16 protein-coding genes are annotated in these 15,573 nt (G+C 54.7%); 10 read left to right on the forward strand and 6 right to left on the reverse strand.

Going from position 1 to position 15,573, the window contains the following annotated elements; genetic code table 11:
• Nucleotides 1–86: 86 nt before the first annotated feature.
• Complete coding sequence (locus KEM39_RS05245; RefSeq protein ID WP_192886293.1) at nucleotides 87–602, reverse strand: acyltransferase; 516 nt, start codon at nucleotides 600–602, stop codon at nucleotides 87–89.
• A 134-nt stretch (nucleotides 603–736) separates the two neighbouring features.
• Here KEM39_RS05245 and rpmE point away from each other — a divergent pair, with 134 nt between their 5' ends.
• The 5 genes from rpmE to KEM39_RS05270 all read left to right on the forward strand — a co-directional run bounded on the left by rpmE (nucleotide 737) and on the right by KEM39_RS05270 (nucleotide 4,890).
• The gene (gene rpmE, locus KEM39_RS05250; protein WP_003713538.1) at nucleotides 737–952 is read left to right on the forward strand and encodes a 50S ribosomal protein L31; all 216 of its coding nucleotides are present in this window, start codon (nucleotides 737–739) and stop codon (nucleotides 950–952) included.
• A gap of 315 nt (nucleotides 953–1,267) precedes the next feature.
• On the forward strand, nucleotides 1,268–1,897 hold the full coding sequence (locus KEM39_RS05255; protein ID WP_192886292.1) for a CadD family cadmium resistance transporter: 630 nt from the start codon (nucleotides 1,268–1,270) through the stop codon (nucleotides 1,895–1,897).
• A gap of 145 nt (nucleotides 1,898–2,042) precedes the next feature.
• The gene (locus tag KEM39_RS05260; protein ID WP_118997118.1) at nucleotides 2,043–3,719 is read left to right on the forward strand and encodes an ArnT family glycosyltransferase; all 1,677 of its coding nucleotides are present in this window, start codon (nucleotides 2,043–2,045) and stop codon (nucleotides 3,717–3,719) included.
• 101 nt (nucleotides 3,720–3,820) lie between these two features.
• The gene (locus KEM39_RS05265) at nucleotides 3,821–4,426 is read left to right on the forward strand and encodes a glutathione S-transferase N-terminal domain-containing protein (protein ID WP_003750963.1); all 606 of its coding nucleotides are present in this window, start codon (nucleotides 3,821–3,823) and stop codon (nucleotides 4,424–4,426) included.
• A gap of 71 nt (nucleotides 4,427–4,497) precedes the next feature.
• Nucleotides 4,498–4,890: a ClpXP protease specificity-enhancing factor gene (locus KEM39_RS05270; RefSeq protein ID WP_101129563.1), complete on the forward strand. Its 393-nt coding sequence runs from the start codon at nucleotides 4,498–4,500 to the stop codon at nucleotides 4,888–4,890.
• 28 nt (nucleotides 4,891–4,918) lie between these two features.
• On the opposite strand, the gene KEM39_RS05275 is transcribed toward KEM39_RS05270, so the two are convergent.
• The 4 genes from KEM39_RS05275 to ltgA all read right to left on the reverse strand — a co-directional run bounded on the left by KEM39_RS05275 (nucleotide 4,919) and on the right by ltgA (nucleotide 8,015).
• Nucleotides 4,919–5,068, reverse strand: a complete 150-nt coding sequence (locus KEM39_RS05275; protein WP_009345481.1) for a hypothetical protein — start codon at nucleotides 5,066–5,068, stop codon at nucleotides 4,919–4,921.
• A gap of 20 nt (nucleotides 5,069–5,088) precedes the next feature.
• A complete protein-coding gene (locus tag KEM39_RS05280; RefSeq protein ID WP_180301970.1) occupies nucleotides 5,089–5,535 on the reverse strand; it encodes a GatB/YqeY domain-containing protein in 447 nt (148 codons plus the stop codon).
• Between the two features lie 131 nt (nucleotides 5,536–5,666).
• Nucleotides 5,667–5,879, reverse strand: a complete 213-nt coding sequence (rpsU, locus tag KEM39_RS05285) for a 30S ribosomal protein S21 (RefSeq protein ID WP_002214819.1) — start codon at nucleotides 5,877–5,879, stop codon at nucleotides 5,667–5,669.
• A 288-nt stretch (nucleotides 5,880–6,167) separates the two neighbouring features.
• Complete coding sequence (gene ltgA / locus KEM39_RS05290; protein ID WP_101129561.1) at nucleotides 6,168–8,015, reverse strand: lytic transglycosylase LtgA; 1,848 nt, start codon at nucleotides 8,013–8,015, stop codon at nucleotides 6,168–6,170.
• Between the two features lie 479 nt (nucleotides 8,016–8,494).
• Here ltgA and KEM39_RS05295 point away from each other — a divergent pair, with 479 nt between their 5' ends.
• The 4 genes from KEM39_RS05295 to KEM39_RS05310 all read left to right on the forward strand — a co-directional run bounded on the left by KEM39_RS05295 (nucleotide 8,495) and on the right by KEM39_RS05310 (nucleotide 13,855).
• The gene (locus KEM39_RS05295; RefSeq protein WP_101129559.1) at nucleotides 8,495–9,232 is read left to right on the forward strand and encodes a methionine ABC transporter ATP-binding protein; all 738 of its coding nucleotides are present in this window, start codon (nucleotides 8,495–8,497) and stop codon (nucleotides 9,230–9,232) included.
• A 1-nt stretch (nucleotide 9,233) separates the two neighbouring features.
• Nucleotides 9,234–9,920 carry a methionine ABC transporter permease gene (locus KEM39_RS05300; RefSeq protein ID WP_101129558.1) on the forward strand — a complete coding sequence of 229 codons (687 nt, stop codon included), beginning with the start codon at nucleotides 9,234–9,236 and terminating at the stop codon, nucleotides 9,918–9,920.
• Nucleotides 9,921–9,926: 6 nt separating this feature from the next.
• Nucleotides 9,927–12,791, forward strand: coding sequence for a DNA methyltransferase (locus KEM39_RS05305; protein ID WP_118997117.1), 2,865 nt, complete (start codon nucleotides 9,927–9,929; stop codon nucleotides 12,789–12,791).
• A 200-nt stretch (nucleotides 12,792–12,991) separates the two neighbouring features.
• A complete protein-coding gene (locus KEM39_RS05310; protein WP_101129556.1) occupies nucleotides 12,992–13,855 on the forward strand; it encodes a MetQ/NlpA family ABC transporter substrate-binding protein in 864 nt (287 codons plus the stop codon).
• Nucleotides 13,856–13,917: 62 nt separating this feature from the next.
• On the opposite strand, the gene KEM39_RS05315 is transcribed toward KEM39_RS05310, so the two are convergent.
• On the reverse strand, nucleotides 13,918–14,487 hold the full coding sequence (locus KEM39_RS05315; RefSeq protein WP_180301969.1) for a UbiX family flavin prenyltransferase: 570 nt from the start codon (nucleotides 14,485–14,487) through the stop codon (nucleotides 13,918–13,920).
• Nucleotides 14,488–14,644: 157 nt separating this feature from the next.
• Here KEM39_RS05315 and KEM39_RS05320 point away from each other — a divergent pair, with 157 nt between their 5' ends.
• Entirely contained in the window at nucleotides 14,645–15,505 is an 861-nt protein-coding gene (locus tag KEM39_RS05320) for a ParB/RepB/Spo0J family partition protein (protein WP_101129555.1), read from the forward strand.
• Nucleotides 15,506–15,573: the final 68 nt, after the last annotated feature.

Below are 15,573 nucleotides of genomic sequence, written 5' to 3' on the forward strand. Positions count from 1 at the left end.
ATTTGTACTGTCTGCGGCTTCGTCGCCTTGTCCTGATTTTTGTTAATCCACTATAGATTATCCGCCCCGACACGTTCAGACGGCATTTAATCATCCAGCAGATTCTTTTTCACCACTGCCGGATTGCCTGCTGCCAAAGAGTAGGGTGGAATGTCTTTTGTAACCACCGCGCCTGCGCCCACGACCGAACCGCGTCCGACGGTTACGCCCGCCATCACAATCACCCTGCGCCCCAGCCAGACATCGTCCTCCAACGTAATCGGACGGATTTCCGTGTAGCCCTCAAAACGTTTGTTTTCACGGTCAAACTTGTGGTTGGTCGAATAGAACAGGCATTCCGGCCCCATCATCACATTTTTGCCAACCACCAGCCCACGGCAGATTTCACAGTTTACCCCGATACCGGAACCATCGCCCAAAACCGTATCCGGGAACACATAGGCACCGCGTTCGATATTGACCCCGCGTCCGATATGCGGAGAAATCCGCCGTGCCAGAAAACCGCGCACCCGTCTGCCGACGATGCCGATGCCGCGCATATGCGACGGCGGCAACACCGAACCGGCGAAGCGCAGCAGCAGGAAAAAGAATTTTGATCCCATCAAACCTCCCTCAAAAGAACTTTTTACATTTTATCGAATATCCTCTTGACGTAACAACAGAAAATAGAGAGAATGTCGGACTTGTCTGTAGCATAGGTACATCCCCTATGCCCGCTTTTTTGAAAGGAAATCAAATGAAACAAGGTATTCACCCGAACTACCACGAAGTCAACGTTACCTGCTCCTGCGGCAACAAATTTGTAACCAAATCCGCGATGGAAAAAGAAAACTTCAATATCGAGGTTTGCTCCCTGTGCCACCCGTTTTATACCGGCACCCAGAAAATCGTCGATACCACCGGCCGCGTGGACAAATTCAACAACAAATTCGGCAACCTGTTCAAACGCTGATTGCCGCTTTGCAAGAATTAAGCCCTGCCATCATTTCGATGGCAGGGCTTTTTAATATTTGGCACACTGACTTCTTATCTATATAGTGGATTAACAAAAATCAGGACAAGGCGACGAAGCCGCAGACAGTACAGATAGTACGGAACCGATTCACTTGGTGCTTCAGCACCTTAGAGAATCGTTCTCTTTGAGCTAAGACGAGGCAACGCCGTACTGGTTTTTGTTAATCCACTATATTTTGACGGGGTTGAAGTTGACATCTACAAGGTTTAATGTTTGAATACATTAAAAAAATATATTTGAATGAGATGTTTTATGATTCAAAATGTCGTTACTTCAATAATCCTGTATTTTGGGACAGCCGTAGACTTACTTATTATCCTAATGTTATTTTTTGCCAAAAGAAAAAGCAGAAAAGACATCATTAACATCTATTTAGGCCAATTTCTAGGCTCTGTTAGCCTGATATTGCTAAGTTTGCTTTTTGCATTTGTCTTAGATTATATTCCTAGTAAAGAGATTTTAGGTTTGCTCGGCTTGATTCCGATTTTCCTAGGCATCAAAGTTTTGCTTTTAGGAGATTCCGATGGAGAGGCTATTGCCAAAGAGGGTTTGCGCAAAGATAATAGAAACCTGATTTTTCTAGTCGCTATGATTACTTTTGCAAGTTGTGGCGCTGACAATATTGGTGTCTTTGTCCCATATTTTACTACCTTAAATTCAGCGAATTTGATAGTGGCTTTACTTACCTTTCTAGTCATGATTTATCTCTTGGTTTTTTCTGCCCAAAAATTGGCACAAGTCCCTTCTGTCGGAGAAACTTTGGAAAAATATAGCAGATGGTTTGTTGCCGTTGTTTATTTAGGATTGGGGATATATATCCTGATTGGAAACAACAGTTTTGATATGCTATGGACTGTGTTGGGCCGGGAAAAAATATTATGAAAAAGATAGTATCTGCAAAGACTGCCCCGTGCAGTCTTTTTTGTTGCCGGTCTTTTTGTGTCTGATGCCGTCTGAAGCAGTCTCTGCACGACCTTTGTGCGAATATTTGCTACACTTGGCAATCCGTCCATTTCTTCTCACGCTTATGCTGACCTATACCCCGCCCGATGCCCGCCCGCCCGCCAAAACCCACGAAAAGCCGTGGCTGCTGCTGTTGATGGCGTTTGCCTGGTTGTGGCCCGGCGTGTTTTCCCACGATTTGTGGAATCCTGACGAACCTGCCGTCTATACCGCCGTCGAAGCACTGGCAGGCAGCCCCACCCCTTTGGTTGCCCATCTGTTCGGTCAAATCGATTTCGGCATACCGCCCGTGTATCTTTGGGTTGCCGCCGCGTTCAAACATTTGCTGTCGCCGTGGGCTGCCGACCCGTATGATGCCGCACGCTTTGCCGGCGTGTTTTTCGCCGTTGTCGGGCTGACTTCCTGCGGCTTTGCCGGTTTCAACTTTTTGGGCAGACACCACGGGCGCAGCGTTGTTTTAATCCTTATCGGCTGTATCGGGCTGATTCCGGTTGCCCATTTCCTCAATCCCGCCGCCGCCGCCTTTGCCGCCGCAGGGCTGGTGCTGCACGGCTACTCGCTGGCACGCCGGCGCGTGATTGCCGCCTCTTTCCTGCTCGGTACGGGTTGGACGCTGATGTCGCTGGCGGCAGCTTATCCGGCGGCATTTGCCCTGATGCTGCCCCTGCCCGTGCTGATGTTTTTCCGTCCGTGGCAAAGCAGGCGTTTGATGTTGACGGCAGTCGCCTCGCTTGCCTTTGCCCTGCCGCTGCTGACTGTCTATCCCCTGCTGTTGGCAAAAACGCAGCCGGCACTGTTCGCGCAATGGCTCGACTATCACGTTTTCGGTACGTTCGGCGGCGTGCGGCACGTTCAGACGGCATTTAGTTTGTTTTACTATCTGAAAAACCTGCTTTGGTTTGCATTGCCTGCGCTGCCGCTGGCGGTTTGGACGGTTTGCCGCACGCGCCTGTTTTCGACCGACTGGGGGATTTTGGGCGTTGTGTGGATGCTTGCCGTTTTGGTGCTGCTCGCCGCCAATCCGCAGCGTTTTCAGGACAACTTCGTTTGGCTGCTGCCGCCGCTCGCCCTGTTCGGCGCGGCGCAACTGGACAGCCTGAGGCGCGGCGCGGCGGCGTTTGTCAACTGGTTCGGCATTATGGCGTTCGGACTGTTTGCCGTGTTCCTGTGGACGGGCTTTTTTGCGATGAATTACGGCTGGCCCGCCAAGCTTGCCGAACGTGCCGCCTATTTCAGCCCGTATTATGTTCCTGATATCGATCCTATTCCGATGGCGGTTGCCGTACTGTTCACACCCTTGTGGCTGTGGGCGATTACCCGGAAAAACATACGCGGCAGGCAGGCGGTTACCAACTGGGCGGCAGGCGTTACCCTGACCTGGGCTTTGCTGATGACGCTGTTCCTGCCGTGGCTGGACGCGGCGAAAAGCCACGCGCCCGTCGTCCGGAGTATGGAGGCATCGCTTTCCCCGGAATTGAAACGGGAGCTTTCAGACGGCATCGAGTGTATCGGCATAGACAGCGGCGACCTGCACACGCGGATTGTTTGGACGCAGTACGGCACATTGCCGCACCGCGTCGGCGATGTACAATGCCGCTACCGTATCGTCCGCCTGCCCCAAAACGCGGATGCGCCGCAAGGCTGGCAGACGGTTTGGCAGGGTGCGCGCCCGCGCAACAAAGACAGTAAGTTCGCACTGATACGGAAAATCGGGGAAAATATATTAAAAACAACAGATTGAGCCGAATTTCTGGATTAAGTGCCGGAAATCGCGTATAATTGCGCGATTAAACCTTTATAAATCAGCCGTTTTGTAGGCATCACACAGGAGCGACAATTATTATGATGACCCTCTATTCCGGCATTACCTGCCCCTTCAGCCACCGCTGCCGCTTCGTTTTGTACGAAAAAGGTATGGATTTTGAAATCAAAGACGTCGATATTTACAACAAGCCCGAAGACCTCGCCGTCATGAACCCATACAACCAAGTCCCCGTGCTGGTCGAGCGCGATTTGGTGCTGCACGAGTCCAACATCATCAATGAATACATTGACGAACGCTTCCCCCATCCGCAGCTTATGCCCGGCGATCCCGTTATGCGCGGCCGGGGCCGGCTGGTGCTGTACCGTATGGAAAAAGAATTGTTCAACCACGCCCAAGTTTTGGAAAACCCCGCCGCTACCAACAAGGAACAGGCGAAAGCGCGCGAAGCCATCGGCAACGGTCTGACGATGCTTGCCCCTTCGTTCAGCAAAAGCAAATACATCCTCGGCGAAGATTTTTCTATGATTGATGTCGCCCTGGCCCCGCTGCTGTGGCGGCTCGACCACTACGATGTCAAACTGGGCAAAAGTGCCGCGCCGCTGCTCAAATACGCCGAGCGCATCTTCCAGCGCGAAGCCTTTATCGAAGCACTGACACCCGCCGAAAAAGCCATGCGCAAATAAGCCCGGAATGCTTGCAAAACCCGTCGTTTTGCAGGCATTTTCCTATTTTGGCGTACAACACGGAACCCATTATGCCCACCTCAACCAAACCCTATATTCTCCGCGCACTTTGCGAATGGTGCAGCGACAACAGTCTCACACCGCACATCCTTGTCTGGGTCAACGAACACACGCGCGTCCCCATGCAGTACGTCCGCGACAACGAAATTATGCTCAACATCGGCGCGACCGCCACGCAAAACCTTCAAATCGACAACGATTGGATCAGCTTTTCCGCCCGCTTCGGCGGACAGGCGCACGACATATGGATACCTGTCGGACACGTCCTCAGCATTTTTGCACGGGAGACCGGAGAAGGTATGGGGTTTGAATTGGAGGAGTACCGCCCCGATACGCCGCCTGAAAACACCTCTGCCGAAACCGCGCCCCGACCCGCCAAAAAAGGCTTGAAATTGGTCAAATAAATCTATGCCGTCTGAACGGAATCGTGTTTCAGACAGCATTTTGTCCGATGGGGCGCAAACGGAATCTGTTTATCGGCAAAACCCGTTTCGGCGTATCAAAACCGTGTTGCCCCTGCCGATTCGATATTGGGATATTGAAAATGCCGTCTGAACCTGCGATACGGGCTTCAGACGGCATTTTTCCTTATATTCATACAATCAGGCGGTCAGTACGGCTTTCAGGATTTTGTTGACTTCGCCCATATCGGCTTTGCCGGAGAGGCGGGTTTTCAATACGCCCATCACCTTGCCCATATCCGCCATACCTGCCGCGCCGGTTTCGGCAACGGCGGCATCGACCGCAGTACGGATTTCGCCGGTGGAAAGCATTTGGGGAAGGTAGCGGTGCAGTACCTCGATTTCGTCGTTTTCTTTATCTGCCAAATCCTGGCGGCCGGCTTCAGTGTAGATTTTCGCGCTGTCTTTGCGCTGTTTGACCATTTTGGTCAGGATGGCGGTGATTTTGGCATCGTCGGCTTCGGTGCGTTCGTCCACTTCAAACTGTTTGACGGCGGCGTTGATGAGGCGGATGGTGCCGAGGGAAACTTGGTCTTTGGCGCGCATCGCGGTTTTCATGTCTTCGGTAAGGCGGATTTTCAGGCTCATGATGTCCTCGCTGGGATGTCGGATGGAAACGGCGGGTTTCGATGCCGTCTGAAAAGCAAAACACACCGCAGAGCAGGTCTTGCGGTGTGTCCTCATATCACAGGGCTGACCTGTAATCTGTACTTGAACGTTTAGTACATTTTGGGCGGCAGTTGTTGGCTGCGCAGGCGTTTTTGCAGGCGTTTTACGGCTGCCGCTTTTTTGCGTTTGCGTTCGGTAGTCGGTTTTTCGTAGGCTTCGCGGGCGCGCAGCTCGGTCAGCAGGCCGGTTTTTTCTACGGCGCGTTTGAAACGGCGCATAGCGACTTCAAAGGGTTCATTCTCTTTTACGCGGATTGCAGGCATTTTATTTCCTTTAATAAATTCGGTTGTTTCATCTGCCCATCATATCGGTGGAAAGGGTAGGGCAGACGGTGTTGAAGGTTTACCGTATCGCTGTGCCTTGCGGCGGCGGGATACGCGCCGTGACGGAAACATCACCTCCTAACGGGTCGGCTTGTGCCGTGTCAAGCTGCTTGAAAAAGCAGGAAAAATAATTTTCGGATTGTCTTATATTTATGGTTCGCCGTCAATGCCGTTCGGGATAAAAATGCCGTCTGAAAGGCCGGGCGGGTTTCAGACGGCATCGGTACGTCAGCGGGCGGGGACAATGCCCATACGCTGTTTGAGCGGGATGTGCGGCGCGCCGAAGAGGGAGGCGTAGTAGGCGGCATTGGTCATCACTTTTTTGACATAGTCTCGCGTTTCGGAAAACGGGATGGTTTCGGCATATACCGCGCCTTCGAGGGGCGTGTCCGCCTGCCATCGGCGCGCCCTGCCGGGGCCGGCGTTATAGCCTGCGGTAGCGAGGACTTCGTTGTTTTGCAGGCGGCGTTTGGTGTCCGCCATATACCACGTTCCCATACGGATATTGCCGTCGGCGGTGTAAAGTTGTGCGGCATCCATACCGATTTTGCCGGCGATTTCGCGCGCGGTGGCGGGCATAACCTGCATCAGCCCCTGCGCGCCTACGCCGGATTGCGCGCCCATAACGAAGCGGCTTTCCTGACGAATCAGCCCGTAAACCCACGCCGGATCGACATTAACATTTTGCGCGTGGCGGATTACCGTGTCTTTAAACGGCGAAATGTAGCGCAAGGTGTAGTTGAGTTTGCGGTCGGTGCGTTCCGCGCTGTTGACCGCCATATCGTAAAAACCGTGGTCGAACGCGGTTTGCGCGGCGGTCAGCAGCTTGTCTTCATCGAAGCCGCGCGTGGCAAAACGCCATTCCGCCTGAGCCTGACGGCGCATTTTTGCATCGCCGGCGGTTCGGCTGTTTTGGAACAATACCAGTGCGCGTTTGACTGCGCCGTCTTCCGCCATACGGAGGACGCTGTTTTTACCGGCATCGGGAACATTGTTGCGCGTATCGATTTTGCGCCCCAACTCTTCCCCTGCCAGTACGGCATAAAAATTCCTGCCCGTCGCTGCCGCCTGTTTGTAAAGTTTTTCCGCCTCTTGCGTGTTGCCCGTTGCGGCGCGACTGCGTGCCAGCCAGTAGAGCCAGGTCGGGCTTTTTTGCAGTTTTTCGGGCATATGCGAGATAACGGAAGCCAGCTCGTCCCAACGTCGGGCGCGCAAGGCGGCGCGGGCGTACCACTCGATTTGGTCATCGGTCAGTTGGCGGCGGTCGGAAACTTTGCCGTAATAGTCCAAGGCGGCAGGCACATTGAGGTTTTGCGACTGATAATGCCCCAATACGCCCCACGCGAAACTGCGTTGTTCGGGGCTTAAACCGTTTTCCATTTCGGACAGCAGGGCGGCGGCATTCGGCGATTTGCGTGCTTCTTTGCCGATGACGTTCAACAGGGCATATTCGCGCGAACCTTGTGTGCCGCCGTCAAATGGGCTGCCCAATGCGGCGGCAAGGTTGCGTGCGTCTGTGGTTTGGCGGCCGGCCAACAGTCCGCGAACGCGCCTCCAGGCATTGTTGCCGTCCAACAAGCCGGATGCGGCTGCCTGTTCCAACAGTTTGGTGCAGCCCGAAGGCAGTTTGCCCGTATTTTTAACCAGTTCGGCGGCACGCGTATAGTCGTTGCGGCTCGAATCGGCGTAGCATTCGACTTCTTGGGCGCGCCCTTCAGGTTCGAGTTTGGCGTATTCCCGTGCAAACAGCGTCCACTGTCTGCGCGCGCCCAAAGACTTCAGCCACTCGTTGCGGACATTTTCTGCCATCGCGCTGTCGCCGGCGTTTTCCAAATAGGCGGCGACGGCGGCATCGTTTTTTTGTTTCACTGCATCCAGTGCGGACGGGTAGCCGCCGTAATCTGCCAGCGTTTTTCCTTCGGGTTCGGCAGGGCGGGTGGGAACGCTTGCCGAAAGACCGGCAGTTTCTATATTGCCTGCCGGGGTCTTGCCGCCGGGCGCGTGTGTCGAAGAACACGCGGCAAGCACCAGGGCCGCCAGCAGCGGCAGGGAATGCTTCATAGAGGGTAGGTACATCGGATTTCCTTAAGAATCGGAACCCTGAACGGTCAGGGTTGGAAAAGACAAAATGCCGTCTGAACAGGCGTTTGCCCGAATTATATGCCGAAACTGCACCGCCTTTGGAATGTTTCCGACATAATTTATATTTTTCAATCATTTGCCGTTTTGGTGAAAACCGCTGCCTTTGCCCGTTTCAGACGGTATAGTGGATTAACAAAAATCAGGACAAGGCGACGAAGCCGCAGACAGTACAAATAGTACGGCAAGGCGAGGCAACGCCGTACTGGGTTTTGTTAATCCACTATATTGTCCGAAATGGTTGCCCGCTTCCTGCCTTATTGACAAAAAAACGCTTTCCCGATAATATCCTACGAAAATTAACCTGCCGATTTGACACAGCTTGCGGGCATAACAGCTAAAGCGTTCCGACAATTCCAGCTTTATCTTCCGCGCCCGTTGTGTCCGACATCGGGCTTTGTTTTATGGGAAAGACAATGATTATTTTGGACAAGGTTTCCAAGCATTACCAAACGCGCGACAAGACCCGTTTTGCCGCCGTCGAGCCGACCAGCCTCGAAATCCGCGACGGCGAAATCTTCGGGCTGATGGGCTATTCCGGCGCGGGCAAATCCACCCTGTTGCGGCTGATTAACCTGTTGGAACGTCCCGACACGGGCAAGGTCAACGTCTGCGGACAAGAGCTGACCGCGCTTGATGCCGCCGCATTGCGTCAGGCGCGGCAGAATATCGGCATGGTATTTCAACAGTTCAATCTTTTGAGCAACCGCACCGTCGCCGGCAATGTCGCCTTTCCTTTGGAAATCGCCGGATGGCCGTCTGAAAAAATCAAAGCGCGCGTCAAAGAATGCCTTGAAATCGTCGGACTGACCGAACGCACCGGCCACTATCCCGCCCAGCTTTCCGGCGGACAAAAACAGCGCGTCGGCATCGCCCGCGCGCTCGCATCCAAGCCGCAAGTCATCCTCGCCGACGAACCCACTTCCGCCCTCGACCCCGCCACCACGCGCAGCGTCTTGGAATGTTTGGAAGACATCAACAAACGCTTCAACGTAACCATCGTCATCGTAACCCACGAAATGAGCGTCATCAGACGACTGTGCGACCGCGCCGCCCTCTTGGATAAAGGCAAAGTCGTCGAAATCGTCGAAGTACGCGGCAACCAAATCCACGCCCGATCCGACATCGGGCGCGAACTGATTCGGGAGGACTGATATGGCAGACTTAACATTCCAACAAGCCGTTTCCAACATCATCGGTATGAAAGGCGAAATCGTCCGCGCCTTGGGCGAAACCTTTGTGATGGTCGGGCTGTCCACCACATTCGCCGTCATCTTCGGCACGCTGCTGGGCGTGCTGCTCTTCGTAACCTCCAGCCGCCAGTTGCATTACAGCAAGCCGGTAAATTTCCTGCTCGACAACTTAGTCAACCTCATGCGCGCCTTCCCCTTCGTCATCCTGATGATTGCGATGATACCCGCCACACGCGTCATCGTCGGCAGCACCATCGGCCCGGTTGCCGCCTCGCTGGTGTTGAGCGTGTCGGGATTGTTTTATTTTGCCCGTTTGGTGGAACAAAACCTGCGCGAAGTCCCCAAAGGCGTGATTGAAGCCGCCGCCGCGATGGGTGCGCCGCCGGTTGCCATCGTCCGCAAAGTCCTCTTAAATGAAGCGCGCGCGGGTATGGTTTCCAGCATCACCGTGCTTGCCATCGGACTTTTGTCATACAGCGCGGCGGCAGGAATGATAGGCGGCGGCGGCTTGGGCGACCTCGCCATCCGCTACGGCTACTACCGCTACCAAACCGAAGTCATCGTCTTCATCGTCGCCCTCCTCGTGCTGCTGGTCATCCTGATTCAAAGCACCGGCAACGCGTTGGCGCGGAAACTCGACAAACGTTAAACCCGAATGCCGTCTGAAAGCACACTTCAGACGGCATTTTCCCAACAGGCACGCATCATGACCCCAGACCTCCAAACCCTCCAACACAACGCCGAACAATTCATCCGCGACTGCGAACCCCTGCATTACGAAATGGGGCACGCCCAAAAATTCATCGCCGCCTTATGCAAAGTGTACGGCCTCGACGCACACTTCGCCGTCCAATACGAACACCGCGTCCGCAAAGCCGACCTCAAAGGCATCAACCGCATCGACGGCTTCTTCCCCGGCCTGCTGATGATAGAAATGAAATCCGCCGGCGAAGACCTCGAAGCCGCCTTCATCCAAGCCCTGGAATACGTCCAACTCATAGAGCGCATCGAAGACAAGCCCCGCCACATCCTCGTCTCCGACTTCAAAAACCTCCACCTTTACGAGCTGAACCAAGGCTTTACCGGCATCGTCCTCGACAAAACCCTCAAAATCAAACTCACCGGCTTCCGCGCCCACGTCCAAGACTTCGCCTTCATCGCAGGCTACGAAGCCGCCATTGCCGAGCGCAACGAAGCCCTGACTATAGCCGCCGCCGCCAAACTCGCCGCCCTGCACCAAGAATTCCACAAACAAGGCTACCAAGGCGCAGAACTCCAAACCATGCTCGTCCGCATCCTCTTCTGCCTCTTTGCCGACGATACCGGACTCTTCGCCCAAAACAAAGCCTTCGAGCAACTTGTCGAAGAAAGCCTCGCCGACGGCGCAGACCTCGGCAGCCGCCTCAACGCCCTCTACAAATGGCTCGACACCCCCGAAGACAAACGCCGCACCACCCCCCGCGCCCTGCTTGACCAATACAGCGGCTTCCGCCTCAAATTCCCCTACATCAACGGCAAACTTTTTTCAGACGGCATAGACGAATTCGTCTTCAACGCCTCTATGCGCCGCACCCTCCTCGAATGCTGCGAAATCGACTGGAGCCTCATTTCACCCGACATCTTCGGCACACTCTTCCAAAACATTATGGAAAACGCCGACGCACCCGGCGGCGGCAAAAAATCCGTCCGCCGCCGCGAACTCGGCGCACACTACACCAGTGAAAAAAACATTAAACGCGCCATCGCCCCCCTCTTTCTCGACCGCCTCAAAGCCGAGCTTGAGCAGGCCGCCGGCGACCCCAAAAAACTCGCCCGCTACATCACCCGCCTGCAAACCCTCCAAATCCTCGACCCCGCCTGCGGCTGCGGCAACTTCCTCATCGTCGCCTACCGCGAAATCCGCCTGCTTGAAATGCAGGCAATCCGCCAACTCGCCCGCATTCCCGGCGCACAGCAAATGCAGTCCCAATGCGACGTCCACCAATTCCACGGCATCGAAATCGACCCCGCCGCCGTCGAAATCGCCACCGTTGCCATGTGGCTCACCGACCACCAGATGAACCGCCTCTACCAAGACGGCTACAAACGCATCCCCCTCGCCCACAAAGCCGACATCCGCTGCGCCAACGCCCTCCAAACCGACTGGGCAGACGCCATATCCCCCCAAAACCTCGACTATATCGTCGGCAACCCACCGTTTTTAGGCAAAAAAGAACAAAATGCCGAACAGAAAAAAGATATGGAAAAAGTGGTAGGACATCTCAAAGGTTCGGGGATTCTCGATTACGTTACAGCTTGGTATTTCAAAGCAAACGAATTGATGAAACACAACCCCAAAATCCGCACCGCCTTCGTTTCCACCAACTCCATCACCCAAGGCGAACAAGTCCCCGCCCTCTGGAAGCCCCTGCTTTCAGACGGCATCCGCATCCGCTTCGCCCACCGCACCTTCAAATGGAACAACGAAGGCAAAGGCACCGCTGCCGTCCACTGCGTCATCATCGGCTTCGACCGCGACGAAATCCAAAAAGGCGAACGCCTCAGCCTTTGGGATTACAGCCAAGACATCGGCGGCGACGGCAAAGAACACCAAGTCCGCAAAATCAATCCTTATCTGCTTGAAGCAGACAATATCCTGCCCGCCAAAAGAAGCCGCCCCGTATCAACAGATGTTCCGACAATGAATTACGGAAGCATGCCGATTGACAACGGCTTGCTGATTCTGTCTCAAGAAGCGTTTCAGACGGCATTAAACGAAGACCCCGAAAATAGCGAACTGATCCGCCCCTATATGGGCGGCAGCGAATTTCTGAACAATGAAAAACGTTATTGCCTGTGGTTGGAAAACGTCGATCAAGAACGCCTGTCCCAAAGCAAATTTGCTTCGGAACGGGTAGGGCAAGTCAAAGCCTACCGCCTGTCCAGTTCGCGCGCAGCCACTGTAAAACTGGCTGAAACACCGCACTTGTTCGGCGAAATCCGCCAACCTGACAGCCGTTATCTGCTGTTGCCCAAAGTGTCGTCTGAAAACCGCCGTTTTCTTCCCATCGGTTACATCGAACCTGAAACCATTGCCAACGGAAGCGCATTGATTATCCCCAACGCCACCCTCTGCCACTTCGGCATCCTAAGCTCCACCATGCACAACGCCTTCATGCGCACCGTCGCAGGCAGATTGGAAAGCCGTTACCAATACTCGGCAAGTATCGTGTACAACAACTTCCCCTTCCCCGAAAACCCCTGCCGCGCCGCCATCGAAACCGCAGCCCAAGCCGTCCTCGACGCACGCGCCGCCGAAACCGAACGCATCCGCCGCCTCAACCGGACCCTGCCAGAAAAAGAACGCCGCCCCATGCCCACACCCGCCACCCTCTACAACCCCGACACCATGCCCCCCGCCCTCGCCGCCGCCCACAACGCCCTCGACGATGCCGTGGACGAGGCCTACGGCTACACAGGCGGCAACAGCGACAGCGAACGCACCGCCTTCCTCTTCCGCCTCTACAAAAATGCCGTCTGAAAAAGGCGGGCGAAAAACCCGCCACGGCATCGGTTCGGCTGCGGTTCGATGCCGTCCGAACGCCAAAACCCCCACCGCTATCCGAAAAATGCTATAAAATCCCCCTGTTCGCGGCAAATGCCGTCTGAACGCCGAATCCGGACGGCAGGGTTTCCTGCCCGTCATTTTTGTTTGAAACCGCCACAACATCAGGAGAAAATATGAAAACCTTCTTCAAAACCCTTTCCGCCGCCGCACTCGCGCTCATCCTCGCCGCCTGCGGCGGCCAACAGGACAGCGCGCCCGCCGCATCCGCTTCTGCCGCCGCCGACAACGGCGCGGCGAAAAAAGAAATCGTCTTCGGCACGACTGTCGGCGACTTCGGCGATATGGTCAAAGAACAAATCCAACCCGAGCTGGAGAAAAAAGGCTACACCGTCAAATTGGTCGAGTTTACCGACTATGTGCGCCCGAATCTGGCATTGGCGGAGGGCGAGTTGGACATCAACATCTTCCAACACAAACCCTATCTTGACGATTTCAAAAAAGAACATAATCTGGACATCACCGAAGCCTTCCAAGTGCCGACCGCGCCTTTGGGACTGTATCCGGGCAAGCTGAAATCGCTGGAAGAAGTCAAAGACGGCAGCACCGTATCCGCGCCCAACGACCCGTCCAACTTCGCACGCGCCTTGGTGATGCTGAACGAACTGGGTTGGATCAAACTCAAAGACGGCATCAATCCGCTGACCGCATCCAAAGCGGACATCGCCGAAAACCTGAAAAACATCAAAATCGTCGAGCTTGAAGCCGCGCAACTGCCGCGCAGCCGTGCCGACGTGGATTTTGCCGTCGTCAACGGCAACTACGCCATAAGCAGCGGCATGAAGCTGACCGAAGCCTTGTTCCAAGAACCGAGCTTTGCCTATGTCAACTGGTCTGCCGTCAAAACCGCCGACAAAGACAGCCAATGGCTCAAAGACGTAACCGAGGCCTATAACTCCGACGCGTTCAAAGCCTACGCGCACAAACGCTTCGAGGGCTACAAATACCCTGCCGCATGGAATGAAGGCGCAGCCAAATAAGGCAGTCGTATAAAATGATGCCGTCTGAACCGCATTCCGTGTTCAGACGGCATTTTTGTCCTTTAATCCGCCATCCCCTGCCATTCCGCCGAATCCGGCGTATCGATTCCGAACAGCGACAGCGCGTGTGCGACACTGTGTGTAACAATATCGTCTGCGGTTTGCGGCTTGCGGTACATCGCAGGAACAGGGGGAAACACCACGCCGCCCATTTCCGTTACCCGCTTCATATTGTCCAAATGGGCAAGGTTCAGCGGCGTTTCGCGCACCATCAGCACCAGCCGCCGCCTTTCCTTCAAAACCACATCCGCCGCACGCGTCAAGAGGTTGTCGCCGAAGCCGTGCGCGACCGAGGCAAGCGTCCGCATCGAACAGGGGGCGACCAGCATCCCGTCCGTTTTAAACGTACCGCTGGCAATGCACGCCCCGATATTGCCGATCGGATGCACGAAGTCCGCCAAGGCATACACTTCGTCTCTCGCATAAGCCGTTTCCGAAGAGCGCGCCATCTCCGCGCCTTTCGATACCACAAGGTGCGTTTCGACATCTTGCGCGCGCAAAAGTTCCAAAGCCTTCACGCCGTATTGGAAACCGCTCGCCCCGCTGATGCCGATTATCAAACGCCGTACCATCATCCGCCTTTCCCATAAAACCGCCTGCAACGGCAAACCGGCTATTATAGTGAAAAAACAGAAATCCGATAAACACGGATACAAATTGTCGGCAACACCCAATATCCGATAAAATACCCGATTTAACATCCTATCTGAATAGGCACGGGAGGGCGGTATGGCAAAAGTAAAAGGCGGATTGGGGCGCGGCTTGGATTCGCTGCTCGCCAACGGCGCGGACAACAGCAGCGGCGACCGATTGACCACGGTTGCGGTTAAAGATATCCGGCCCGGCCGCTATCAGGCGCGTGTTCAAATCGATGACGAAGCCTTGCAGGAACTGGCAGATTCGATTAAGGCGCAAGGCGTGATACAGCCCGTCATCGTGCGCGAACACGGACTGTCCCGATACGAACTGATTGCAGGCGAACGCCGTTGGCGCGCCGCACAGATTGCCGGCCTGACCGAAATCCCCGCCGTTATCAAAACCATCAGCGACGAAACCGCATTGGCAATGGGTTTGATCGAAAACCTCCAGCGCGAAAACCTCAACCCCATCGAAGAAGCACAAGGCTTGAAACGCCTTGCCGACGAGTTCGGGCTGACCCACGAAACCATCGCCCAAGCCGTCGGCAAAAGCCGAAGCGCGATTTCCAACAGCCTGCGCCTTTTAAGCCTGCCCGAACCCGTGCAGGAAATGCTTTACCAACGCCGCCTCGAAATGGGGCACGCCCGCGCACTGCTGACCCTGCCCGTCGTCGAACAGCTCGAGTTGGCGCAAAAGGCCGTCAAAAACGGCTGGTCGGTGCGCGAAGTCGAACGCCGCAGCCAGGCCGCCCTTCAAAACAAACGCCCCGAGCCCAAAAAAACTGCCGCCGCCGACATCGGCCGCCTGAATGATTTGCTGACTGAAAAACTGGGTGTTAACGCCGAAATCAAAACCGCCAACCATAAAAAAGGCAGAATCATCCTGCATTTCGACACGCCCGAAACCTTCGACCACATCTTGAAGCAGTTGGGAATAGATTACCTGCCTTAATTTTGCAGGATATGCCGTCTGAAACATAAAACGTAAAGAAATTCGGACAAACTTTCCAATAATCTGTA

Origin of the sequence: Neisseria sp. Marseille-Q1983 (assembly GCF_018224585.1) — a bacterium.
Lineage (GTDB): Bacteria > Pseudomonadota > Gammaproteobacteria > Burkholderiales > Neisseriaceae > Neisseria > Neisseria polysaccharea.

Bases quoted from the DNA above. Each gene is read 5' to 3' on its own strand.
- KEM39_RS05260 (WP_118997118.1), top strand. From the start codon at position 2,043: ATGCTGACCTATACCCCGCCCGATGCCCGCCCGCCCGCCAAAACCCAC.
- KEM39_RS05275 (WP_009345481.1), bottom strand. From the start codon at position 5,068: ATGCCGTCTGAAGCCCGTATCGCAGGTTCAGACGGCATTTTCAATATC.
- KEM39_RS05245 (WP_192886293.1), bottom strand. From the start codon at position 602: ATGGGATCAAAATTCTTTTTCCTGCTGCTGCGCTTCGCCGGTTCGGTG.
- KEM39_RS05310 (WP_101129556.1), top strand. From the start codon at position 12,992: ATGAAAACCTTCTTCAAAACCCTTTCCGCCGCCGCACTCGCGCTCATC.
- rpsU (WP_002214819.1), bottom strand. From the start codon at position 5,879: ATGCCTGCAATCCGCGTAAAAGAGAATGAACCCTTTGAAGTCGCTATG.
- ltgA (WP_101129561.1), bottom strand. From the start codon at position 8,015: ATGTACCTACCCTCTATGAAGCATTCCCTGCCGCTGCTGGCGGCCCTG.
- KEM39_RS05280 (WP_180301970.1), bottom strand. From the start codon at position 5,535: ATGAGCCTGAAAATCCGCCTTACCGAAGACATGAAAACCGCGATGCGC.
- KEM39_RS05295 (WP_101129559.1), top strand. From the start codon at position 8,495: ATGATTATTTTGGACAAGGTTTCCAAGCATTACCAAACGCGCGACAAG.
- KEM39_RS05270 (WP_101129563.1), top strand. From the start codon at position 4,498: ATGCCCACCTCAACCAAACCCTATATTCTCCGCGCACTTTGCGAATGG.
- KEM39_RS05265 (WP_003750963.1), top strand. From the start codon at position 3,821: ATGATGACCCTCTATTCCGGCATTACCTGCCCCTTCAGCCACCGCTGC.
- KEM39_RS05315 (WP_180301969.1), bottom strand. From the start codon at position 14,487: ATGGTACGGCGTTTGATAATCGGCATCAGCGGGGCGAGCGGTTTCCAA.
- KEM39_RS05255 (WP_192886292.1), top strand. From the start codon at position 1,268: ATGATTCAAAATGTCGTTACTTCAATAATCCTGTATTTTGGGACAGCC.
- KEM39_RS05305 (WP_118997117.1), top strand. From the start codon at position 9,927: ATGCCGTCTGAAAGCACACTTCAGACGGCATTTTCCCAACAGGCACGC.
- rpmE (WP_003713538.1), top strand. From the start codon at position 737: ATGAAACAAGGTATTCACCCGAACTACCACGAAGTCAACGTTACCTGC.
- KEM39_RS05320 (WP_101129555.1), top strand. From the start codon at position 14,645: ATGGCAAAAGTAAAAGGCGGATTGGGGCGCGGCTTGGATTCGCTGCTC.
- KEM39_RS05300 (WP_101129558.1), top strand. From the start codon at position 9,234: ATGGCAGACTTAACATTCCAACAAGCCGTTTCCAACATCATCGGTATG.